This window comes from Paraburkholderia mimosarum LMG 23256 = NBRC 106338 (assembly GCF_000739815.1).
In the GTDB taxonomy this organism is placed as follows: Bacteria; Pseudomonadota; Gammaproteobacteria; order Burkholderiales; family Burkholderiaceae; genus Paraburkholderia; species Paraburkholderia mimosarum.
Map to the genome: position 1 here is coordinate 39,418 of NZ_BBJJ01000053.1, position 10,268 is coordinate 49,685.

Annotated in this window: 7 protein-coding genes and 3 pseudogenes; 7 read left to right on the forward strand and 3 right to left on the reverse strand. The window is 62.3% G+C overall.

What is annotated here, in order from left to right; all coding sequences use genetic code 11:
• Positions 1-231: 231 nt before the first annotated feature.
• Positions 232-1,413: an acetyl-CoA C-acetyltransferase gene (locus tag BMI01S_RS27425; protein ID WP_042291150.1), complete on the reverse strand. Its 1,182-nt coding sequence runs from the start codon at positions 1,411-1,413 to the stop codon at positions 232-234.
• Positions 1,414-1,591: 178 nt separating this feature from the next.
• The gene (gene phaP / locus BMI01S_RS27430; protein ID WP_028213675.1) at positions 1,592-2,170 is read right to left on the reverse strand and encodes a TIGR01841 family phasin; all 579 of its coding nucleotides are present in this window, start codon (positions 2,168-2,170) and stop codon (positions 1,592-1,594) included.
• A gap of 353 nt (positions 2,171-2,523) precedes the next feature.
• Here phaP and BMI01S_RS27435 point away from each other — a divergent pair, with 353 nt between their 5' ends.
• A complete protein-coding gene (locus BMI01S_RS27435) occupies positions 2,524-2,826 on the forward strand; it encodes a YXWGXW repeat-containing protein (RefSeq protein ID WP_042291153.1) in 303 nt (100 codons plus the stop codon).
• An 88-nt stretch (positions 2,827-2,914) separates the two neighbouring features.
• A pseudogene (locus BMI01S_RS27440) lies at positions 2,915-3,100 on the forward strand (RNA polymerase sigma-70 factor); the annotation flags it as partial.
• Here the strand turns inward: BMI01S_RS27440 and BMI01S_RS27445 are convergent.
• Positions 3,094-3,321 (reverse strand): hypothetical protein, encoded by a 228-nt coding sequence (locus tag BMI01S_RS27445; protein WP_051381645.1) that lies wholly within the window; start codon positions 3,319-3,321, stop codon positions 3,094-3,096. The pseudogene BMI01S_RS27440 and the gene BMI01S_RS27445 overlap by 7 nt on opposite strands.
• A 344-nt stretch (positions 3,322-3,665) precedes the next feature.
• Here BMI01S_RS27445 and BMI01S_RS27450 point away from each other — a divergent pair.
• From BMI01S_RS27450 to BMI01S_RS27465, 5 genes and pseudogenes are all read left to right on the forward strand, one after another.
• Positions 3,666-4,010: pseudogene (locus tag BMI01S_RS27450) on the forward strand (nitric oxide dioxygenase); the annotation flags it as partial.
• A 711-nt stretch (positions 4,011-4,721) separates the two neighbouring features.
• Positions 4,722-4,811: pseudogene (locus tag BMI01S_RS44100) on the forward strand (ESPR domain-containing protein); the annotation flags it as partial.
• 171 nt (positions 4,812-4,982) lie between these two features.
• Entirely contained in the window at positions 4,983-5,702 is a 720-nt protein-coding gene (locus BMI01S_RS27455) for a hypothetical protein (RefSeq protein ID WP_028233169.1), read from the forward strand.
• Complete coding sequence (locus BMI01S_RS27460) at positions 5,699-9,130, forward strand: autotransporter-associated beta strand repeat-containing protein (RefSeq protein WP_042291156.1); 3,432 nt, start codon at positions 5,699-5,701, stop codon at positions 9,128-9,130. Before BMI01S_RS27455 ends, BMI01S_RS27460 begins: the two co-directional genes overlap by 4 nt.
• Positions 9,127-10,268, forward strand: a 1,142-nt coding sequence (locus tag BMI01S_RS27465) for an autotransporter-associated beta strand repeat-containing protein (RefSeq protein WP_042291159.1), incomplete at its 3' end; no start/stop codon positions are given. The genes BMI01S_RS27460 and BMI01S_RS27465, both read left to right, overlap by 4 nt.

Below are 10,268 nucleotides of genomic sequence, written 5' to 3' on the forward strand. Positions count from 1 at the left end.
CACCTGAGTAGATTGACACCACATTCGCCGTTGTCCTGCTTCCTCTTTCCACCCAAGACGAAGACAAGACTGAGACCGCGCGGCTTCTAGTCAGCTTTTAATATTGCGCGTGGTTGCTGCTACTGACGGCTCGCCGTTGCTTGCGCACGGCGAGCCGCTTACTACCCGGTTAATGCTCTGCTGCTGCCTCGAAAAGAGGAGCGAGCAGAGTCAATCGGCTATCAAGCGGAATTAAGCACGCTCGAGCGCGAGCGCCACGCCCATGCCGCCGCCGATGCACAGCGAGGCCAGACCGCGCTTCGCGTCGCGGCGCTGCATTTCGTGCAGCAGCGTCACGAGAATGCGGCAGCCCGACGCGCCGATCGGGTGACCAATCGCAATCGCCCCGCCGTTCACGTTGATCTTCGACGTGTCCCAGCCCATCTGCTTGTTCACCGCGAGCGCCTGCGCCGCGAACGCCTCGTTGATCTCCATCAGATCGAGATCGTTCACCGTCCAGCCCGCGCGCTCCAGACAGCGCGTCGACGCCGGCACCGGGCCCATGCCCATCACCTTCGGGTCCACCCCGCCGCTGGCGTACGCCTTGATGCGCGCGAGCGGCGTGAGCCCCAGCGCCTCGGCCTTCTTCGCCGACATCACCACGACCGCCGCCGCCCCGTCGTTGATGCCCGACGCGTTGGCCGCCGTCACCGTGCCTTCCTTCGAGAACGCGGGCTTCAGACCCGCGAGCGAGTCGGCCGTCACGCCGTGGCGCACGAACTCGTCGGTGGCGAACTGCAGCGGCTCGCCCTTGCGCTGCGGAATCGCCACCGGCACGATCTCGGCGTCGAAGCGCCCCGCCTTCTGCGCGGCTTCGGCCTTGTTCTGCGAGAGCGCAGCGAAGGCATCCTGCTCTTCGCGCGTGATGCCGTATTCCTTCGCGACGTTTTCCGCCGTCACGCCCATGTGGTACTGGTTGTACACGTCCCACAGGCCGTCCACGATCATGCTGTCGATGAGCTTCGCGTCGCCCATGCGGAACCCGTCGCGCGAGCCCGGCAGCACGTGCGGCGCCGCGCTCATGTTCTCCTGGCCGCCGGCCACCACGATCTCCGAGTCGCCCGCGATGACCGCGTTGGCCGCGAGCATCACCGCCTTCAGGCCCGAGCCGCACACCTTGTTGATCGTCATCGCGGGAACCGCCGTGGGCAGGCCCGCCTTGATCGACGCCTGGCGCGCCACGTTCTGGCCCGCGCCGGCCGTGAGCACCTGGCCCATGATCACGTCGCTCACCTGCCCGGGGCTCACGCCCGCGCGTTCGAGCGCCGCCTTGATGACGATCGCGCCCAGGTCGGGCGCCGCCACCTTCGCCAGCGAACCGCCGAATTTGCCTACCGCCGTGCGTGCGGCCGAAACGATCACAATGTCAGTCATGTTGAGCTCCCCGCTCTGCAATTACATTGGAAGATGTGTGTTCTGAACGCTGAGCCGGCAAACGCCCCGCCCTCGTCACTCAGTGAGGACGAAGGTCTGAGGCGTATCGCCTTTCAGTTGCCTGCTCAGTTGCCTGCTAAGTCGCCCTGCCTGTTGCACAACCGGGTAACAACGGGAATCAGGCCTTGGCCTGGCTCGCGGCCTTCGCGGGGGCCGGTTGCGCGGCAACCGGCGCGGCTTCCTGCGCGGAAGCGGCGACGTTCTGGAAGTTGCTTTGGGCGGTTTCGATGGCCTGGCGGCTGATGCCGCGCAGCGTCTCGACGGCATTGTTCACGGCGGCGAACGTCGAGTTCATGGCCGCAACGAAGGACTCCGAGCCCACGGGCGCGTGTTGCGTCAGGCCTTCGGAAAAGGCCTTGAAACGCTGCTCCTGCTCGCCCGATTGCGCCTGGGCGGCCTGCATCCATTCGTTTTGGGTGGTCGACGCGATGTCGACGAGATGTCGGCCATACGACAGGGCCTTGGCGGTCGCTTGCTGCGTTGCGCCAATTTGCTGCGTGAAGAACTCAGTGGGATTGCTGCTCTGGAGGGCACCCTTGAGCGTGGCTTCGCTTTCCACCATCGCTGCCTTGCCGGCCTGCACGTTGAGGTCGATGACGGCGTGCACGCCATCAAGAACGGGCTTAGCGAGCGCAAAGAAGGCAGCGACACCGGCCTCGTAGTTTGCGCGGAGTTGTTCGGGTGCGGAAACAGACATCAGTTATGCTCCTTGGTTAGTCATACTAATTAAAGCGCCAACCCCCGATGGCATGACTTGCGGCTGAACTCTTATGATCAAACGTCCTTGCTGCATCGCCGCAGTCAAATTAGAAAATTCATTCTAAGGCAGAAATTTAACAATTTTGTGGCTATTCATATTAGGTATAAACCCTTAGCGCAAGTATTTCTGGTTCGGAACTTGCTGTTGTAAGGCAACAGGTAAATTTGAACTGTTCGGCCAAACACCAAGCGCGAAATATGCGCACTAGATAAATATCCGCCGACGGATATTCGGCCCACCGCCGTTCAAGTCCCAAGGGCCGCTGCTTACTGCATCAAGGGAGAGACATCATGAATCGGAAATCACTGCGCGATTTGTTTGTCAGCGTGCTTCTCGCTTCTACCGCCACGGCTGCGTTCTCGCAGCCCGTGATCGTCGAGCCCAATGCGCCGCCTCCGCCACCCCGGGAGGAAACCGTCCCGGCGCCGCGTGCCGGCTATGTGTGGGATGCCGGCCACTGGAGCTGGGATCGCGGCGTTTATGTGTGGACACCCGGCCACTGGCAGGAGGTTCGCTCGGGCTATGAATGGGTGCCGGGTCATTGGGTCGAGGACGGCGCGAACTGGCGATGGATTCCCGGCCACTGGGCATGACGCGGCATGAGCGCCATGAGATGTCAATGTCCGGTTCACCCGGGACACCCATGAAGAGAGGGAAGCGAGTGCGCCTGCGGTTCGACCGTTGCAGGTCTACCAGTCTGGGAAGGCCTTGAGCGAGCGCGATCCGGACGCAGACCTCGTCGCGCGTGTCGGCGCAGGAGATCCGCTCGCCGTGCGTGCGCTCGTCGCGAGCAAGCTGCCTCGCTTCATTGCGCTCGCCGCGCGCATGCTGGGCGACCGCAACGAAGCCGAGGACGTCGCTCAGGAGGCCAGCGTGGCGGCGTAATCGACCACGCCGCTCTCGATTTGTGCGCGCACCGCGCTATCGGCCGCGCGCGTACGCGCCAGCGCGGCGTCGAGCAGCTGGCGCCGGTCTTCGCGTGCATCGTGCGCGTATTGGCGGCCAGCGCGCCGCGAGGACTTGAGCGCTTCGATGAACTGCTGCTGGCGTTGCGGCGAAAGCGCCTCGGTGGCAAAACGCAGCGCCACGCGCTAGGCGGGCTGCGCCTGCTGCTCCGCACGCACGGCGGACCAGCGCCAGGCGTCGCCTGCAATACCGCCGGGCAGAAAAACATTGAGGAGTACGGAGCCTGTCAGCAATATTTTATACGCATAGCGCGCAAAATACGCGGCTCGCGAATCAACTCAAGGCACTCGATACGATGCTCGCCGCGCTGCGCGACGGACTCGGCCCCGCGTGGGACAAGACCACGGTCGTTCGGAAAACTAAACAATATAAATCAGTGGAGGATAACCGTCATGAAGATGAGACTACTGCATCCCATCACATTGATCGCATGCGCCGCGCTACTCTCCGCATGCATCGTGGAACCCTGATCAGCATGCTCAAGCGGGCGCTTCAAGACCCGCACCGCAAGGTGGTGTTCGTCCACGGCGCGCGTAACAGCGGCGTGTACGCCATGCGCGACCGGTTGCGCGAGACCGCCGCCACGAATTCGAACTTCCTGCCCGCCGACGTGCAAGGACGCGACTACGATCACGCGGGCTTCGTCGAAATTGGCCGGATCAAGCAGGCTATCTTGCAGCCCGATGCCGATTACTATATTTGCGGGCCGATTGCCTTCATGCGCATGCAGCACGATGCGCTCAAGGTGCTCGGCGTTCACGAGGCGCGCATTCACTACGAGGTCTTCGGACCGGATCTCTTCGCCGAGTAGACGCAGGGCGGCTGGATGGATGCTGCGCCACCGCCACCCGTGCGTACCTTACGCACTTTCATGTGCGTGGCGAATGACCACGCCAATCTACATGGTCTGCTAACGGATTGCCACCCGCGCCATGAAGGCAGCGGTAAGCGCAATGAATGCTCAGACAATTCAAGCGCAAGCCCCCACGCAAATCCCAAATAGAAGCGATTAATGTCGGCTTCATGAGCTGAACGTTTCCATACTGTCGTCGCACTGTACACACAGCGCTCAATAACGAAGCGATTGTTGTAGCCTAGCTTCGTCAGCAGCAGCCACTCGCATTTTCGACACCATGAAATAACTTGTCCTGCATGCTTGCGTCGAAGAATTGACTTAAATCAATTCTTCAGTTGCGATGTGACTGTCGAATGGCATGAATCGTTAAATCAGTAAGAACCGTTTGCGTTTACCCGGAAAATCGATCATGCGAGACGTTCTCATCATCGCGATGACCAAAGCATCCGCCGGGTGTTACGTGACGAAACTCCGCTTTATCTACCGCATCTGTCTGTGAGACCGCACGCGCTACGGAGCTTTTCATGCTGCGGAATTAACCATTTAGTACTCCAATGTTCATACCACCAGACCAACCGTTTGGCAAAAAAATAAGCGGCCATCCCCGACACGTATGGGAACTGCCACCGAAGACCTGCATAGTCAAATTTACATAGGGGGATCGCCATGAACAGGGTTTACCGCAGCATTTGGAACGATCAGTCGGGGAGTTGGGTCGCGGTATCCGAGTTGGCGAAAGCTCGCTCAGGATGCGGTAGATGCGCGGCGGTTCTGACAGAAATTTGTGAGGCGACGATAAGCGGAGAGGTTGCGCAATGCCCTCCTGGAATGACTGGCGGCGCAAACGGCAATTCGCAGACACGCGCACCCCATCGACGCGGTCCCGCTGATTTTCTACGGCCTTTGCTTCTCGCACAGGCATCCGCAATGTTTTTTTCGTCCGCGACGTCGGCGCAGACGACCATTCCCCAAGGCACGGACATCGGGACGTATTTGAATAGCGGAACCAACTGGAGCGCGACGAACTACAACTTCTCGATTGGCGCGGCAGCAACGTGGAGAAACGTTATCTACTTCAATAGCGCCGCCCATTCGACGCTCACATTGGATGGTGGTGGAAATACCGTCACACGCGCCGGCAACAATGTCATCATCTACAATGGCTCCAGCGTCAACAACAATTCCGTCACGCTTTCGAATTTGACATTCAGCCAGACCGCGAATTCGGGATCCGCGATATTTTACAATTCCGGGGGCTCGATCACCTCCAACGTGCTTCTAAACAACGTGACGTTCGATGGTCTTGCCGGCGCCTTCGGCAATGTCTTTTATATGAACGGCACGACCGGAAGCACAATAATGAACGTCACCGCCGGGGTAGGAGCGAACGGCGTCGTATTTTCGAATAGCACGTCGTCAGGCGATGGAGCCGGTGTCATCTCCATGTATGCCGGAAACATGACGTTCAACGGCGATTTGACATTCAATTCGAATCGCACGGACAATTATGGCGGCGCAATTTCGATGTACCAAAGCCCGGGCGTGATGACGTTCAACGGCACCACGGCACCACGGCATTCAACAATAACTTCGCAAAGAATTACTTCGGCGGCGCCATCGACATCTGGGGCGGCGCCTCCACGTTGACATTCAATGGCCCGACCAGCTTTACGGGCAATTACGTCGTCACTTCCGCTACGGGATCGGGCAACCCACGCGGCGGGGCGATCAATATTGGCTACCTGAGCCCGGGCAGTGACGCCTCCGTGGTGCGGTTCAACAACGCGGTGACGTTCAACGGCAACTATATCGTGTCGACCGGCTCGGGCGGCAGTGCCTACGGCGGGGCCATCAGCGCTTACGGGAATGGCAACGCTTACAATTACCAATACGTTTTCAACGCCCCCGCCATCTTTGAAAACAATTATGTCGTAAAGGCAGGAACGGGCGCTGGAACCGGGAACGGCGGCGCCATCTATTACGATGCGTCTGGCGCCTTCGTAAGTCTTGCATCGGGTACCCAGTTCCTCGGCAATGACGCTTCCACCAATGGCGGCGCCATCTTTCTGCAATCGGGCACGATCTCGTTGAGTGCCCTGACGGCGAATATCCTGTTTCAGGGGAACCTGCAGGGCGTCACGTTCGGAACATCCGGAAACTACGCGCCAGTGCCAGGCACCGGCACGCCCAATGGAATCTATCTGGGCTCCTCAGGAAACCTGAACCTCATCGCCAATGCCGGCTACCAGATCCAGTTCTACGATCCGATTTCGTCCGTCGTCGGCTCGACGGTGACCGTGACCAAATCGGGCAATGGCGAAGTCGTGTTCTATGGAGATAGCGGCGCCACGACGCTATACGATTCGGCGATCCGGGCCAATACCACCGTGAATGGCGGTTATTTCACGCTCGCAAACAGCGTGAATTACGGCAATACGGCAGCCGGCGTCTTTACCGTCGGCACCGATGCCGGCGCGGGCACGTCGGGCACGGTGCGCGGCGGCAGCGGTTCCAACCTGCGCGCGCTGACATTTACGGTGCAAAGTGGCGGGACACTGTACGTCACCGACGGCACGTTCACGGTTAATGCGGCAACCATCAACGTTCAGAATGGCGGCAATTTCGCCGGTAACGGCACGCTCGCCGCGAGCAGCAACATCAATATCGCGGGCACGACGAACGCCAACATCAGTGCCGGCAATACGCTCACGATCAACGGGCTGCTTGCTGGCGCGGGCGGCATCAGCGTGCAGGGAAGCGGCGTACTAGGCCTCGCCAACGCCGGTAACACGTATGTCGGCGCGACCACGGTGGGCGCCGGCGCAACATTGATTGGCGGTGCAACGAATGCGTTTGCGACGAGCGGCAGCGTGGCAGTGAACGGCACGCTAGATCTGAGCGAAAACAATCTTGGCCAGACGGCAAACAGTCTCTCGGGTTCCGGCGCAATCACGCTGGGGTCCGCGACGCTGAGCGCGAATAACAATGGAACAAGCACCGAGTTTTCGGGCAGCATCTCCGGGACCGGCGTCGTGACCAAGACCGGCACGGGGACATTGACACTCTCCGGGGCGTCCAATACCTACAAAGGCGGCACCACGATATCCGCAGGCACGCTCGTCGCCACGAATGGCGGCGCGGTTGGCACGGGCACGGTCAACAACGCGTCGACGTTCCAGCTCAACTTCGCCGCGGACAGCACGCTCGCGGATACGCTCGCGGGGTCGGGGGCGCTGGTCAAAACGGGGAGCGGCATGGCAACCCTGACCGGTGTGAATTCGACTCAGGGTACGGTGACGGTTTCCTCCGGGACGCTGGCGTTCGGACAGACCGGCGTCTTTTCGGTGACCAACAATCTGTCTACGCTCAGCGGCGCGGTCACGTCTTTGGGTCCGAACTCGCAGTTGACGATCACCAATGCATTGACGCAGGCGGCCGGTTCGACGCTGAATGTGGACGTCTCGTCATCGAATGCGCCACTCATCCGCGCAGCGACAGCGGCGCTCAACGGTACGTTGAACGTCGCGAGCTTCACTGGGGTGGCGCCGACTTCGGCGAGCGCCCTGGCCAGCACGCAATACACGGTCATCCACACCACCAGCGGTATCGCGGGTGATTTCAGTACGGTTTCAGTGGCCGGCGCGGCCAGTCCCGTCGATTATCTGACGCTTGCTGGACACAGAAGCGCCAACGCGCTCGATTACAACGTCGGCTTCGAACTGGCCTGGCAGGCCGGTGCGACGCTCGGCAACGGCACGTTCACGCTCGCGAACGCCACCGACGCCTTCAACGTCGACGTGGTGCTGGCGAACCAGGCGGCCTCCGCCACGGGCTGGGATGGCGCGAGCCTCACCAAGGCGGGCGCGGGTACGCTCACGCTCTCGGCGCTGAACACCTATACCGGCGCGACCACCATCAACGCCGGCACACTCGCCGCGGGCATTGCCAACGCATTCGCCTCCAGTTCCGCCGTGACCGTGAACAGCGGCGCGACCCTCGCCCTGCACGACTTCTCGCAAACGGCGAACAATCTCTCGGGCGCGGGCAACATCACGCTCGGCACCGCAACGTCGACCGTGCTCACCGCGAACAGCAATGCCAATACAACGTTCTCCGGCGTGATCAGCGGCGCAGGCGGCCTGACCAAGACGGGTGCCTCCGCATTCACGCTCTCGGGCGCGAACACCTACCTGGGCGGCACGACGATTTCGGCGGGCACCCTGGTCGCCACGTCCGGCAACGCGCTCGGCAGCGGGGCGGTTGCCAACGGCGCCGCGCTGCAACTGGACTTCGCATCGAGCAGCACGCTCGCCAACGCGCTCTCGGATACCGGCAGCCTCACGAAAACGGGCGCGGGAACGGCCACGCTCACGGCGGCGGGTTCGACCCAGGGCGCGGTCACAGTAGGTGCAGGCACGCTTGCGCTCGCGCAGAACGGCGCGTTCAACGCCTCGTCGTACACGACGCAAGGCGGCGCGACGACGGCCATCGGCGCCAACGCGCAACTGGTGACGAGCGGCGCCCTCACACAGGCCGCCGGCTCGACGCTCGACGTCGAGCTCAATGCGACCACGCCTGCCGTCAGCGCTTCGACGGCCACGCTCGGCGGTACGCTCAACGTGACGGGCTTCAGCTCGTCCGCCCCTTCCTCGGCGAGCGCGTTGCCCTCGACCGAATACACGATCATCCACACGACCGGTGGTATCACCGGCGATTTCAGCACGATCTCGCTGAGCGGCGCGTCGAGCGAGGTGGACTATCTGGTTCTCGCAGCGCAAAAGAGCGCCAATGCGCTCGACTACAACGTCGGCTTCGGGCTGACCTGGCGGGCCGGTGCGACGCTCGGCAATGGCACGTTCACGCTCGCGAACGCCACCGACGCCTTCAACGTCGACGTGGTGCTGGCGAACCAGGCGGCCTCCGCCACGGGCTGGGATGGCGCGAGCCTCACCAAGGCGGGCGCGGGTACGCTCACGCTCTCGGCGCTGAACACCTATACCGGCGCGACCACCATCAACGCCGGCACGCTCGCGGCGGGCATTGCCAATGCATTCGCCTCCAGTGTTCCGCCGTGACCGTGAACAGCGGCGCGACCCTCGCCCTGCACGACTTCTCGCAGACGGCGAACAATCTCTCGGGCGCGGGCAACATCACCCTGGGCACCGCAACGTCGACCGTGCTCACCGCCAACAGCAACGCCAGCACGACGTTCTCCGGCGATATCAGCGGCGCGGGCGGTATCGACAAGACGGGTGCGAACACGCTGACCTTGTCGGGCGCCAATACGTACTCGGGTGGCACCGATGTCGCCGCCGGCACGCTCATCGCGACGAATGCCAGTGCGTTGGGCAGCGGCGCGATCGCCAACGGCGCCGCGCTGCAACTCGATTTCGCATCGGACGGCACGCTCGCCAACGCGCTCTCGGGTACCGGCAGTCTCACGAAAACCGGCGCGGGAACGGCCACGCTCACGGCGGCGGGCTCGACCCAGGGCGCGGTGACTGTGGGTGCAGGCACGCTTGCGCTCGCGCAGAACGGCGCCTTCAACGCCTCGTCGTACACGACGCAAGGCGGCGCCACGACGAATGTCGGCGCCAACGCGCAACTGGTGGTGAGCGGCACGTTCACACAAGCCGCCAACTCCACGCTGAGCGTCTCGGTGGGCACGAACAGCCCTGCCATCACCGCCAACACGGCTAACCTCGCGGGCACGCTGGACATATCGGGCTATTCGTCGAACACGCCCACGTCGGCAACCACCTTGCCGATGACGGAATACACGGCCATCCACACGACCGGTGGCGTCACCGGCGATTTCAGCACGATATTGCTGGGTGGCGCGGCGAGTCCCGTCGACTACCTGACCCTCGCGGCACAAAAGAGCGCGGATGGTCTCGACTACAACGTCGGCCTTGGACTGACGTGGGCAGCGGGCGCGACATCAGGCAACGGCACGTTCACGCTCGCGAACGCCACCGACGCCTTCAACGTCGACGTGGTGCTCACCAACGAAGCCGCCTCCGCCACGGGCTGGGATGGCACGAGCCTCACCAAGGCGGGCGCGGGTACGCTCACGCTGTCGGCGCTGAACACCTATACCGGCGCGACGAACATCAATGCGGGCACGCTCGCCGCGGGCATTGCCAACGCATTCGCCTCCAGTTCCGCCGTGACCGTGAACAGCGGCGCGACCCTCGCCCTGCACGACTTCTC

What these genes read in the sequence shown, in the direction of transcription:
- BMI01S_RS27425 (WP_042291150.1), bottom strand. Translation starts at nt 1,413, where the DNA reads ATGACTGACATTGTGATCGTTTCGGCCGCACGCACGGCGGTAGGCAAA.
- phaP (WP_028213675.1), bottom strand. Translation starts at nt 2,170, where the DNA reads ATGTCTGTTTCCGCACCCGAACAACTCCGCGCAAACTACGAGGCCGGT.
- BMI01S_RS27435 (WP_042291153.1), top strand. Translation starts at nt 2,524, where the DNA reads ATGAATCGGAAATCACTGCGCGATTTGTTTGTCAGCGTGCTTCTCGCT.
- BMI01S_RS27455 (WP_028233169.1), top strand. Translation starts at nt 4,983, where the DNA reads ATGTTTTTTTCGTCCGCGACGTCGGCGCAGACGACCATTCCCCAAGGC.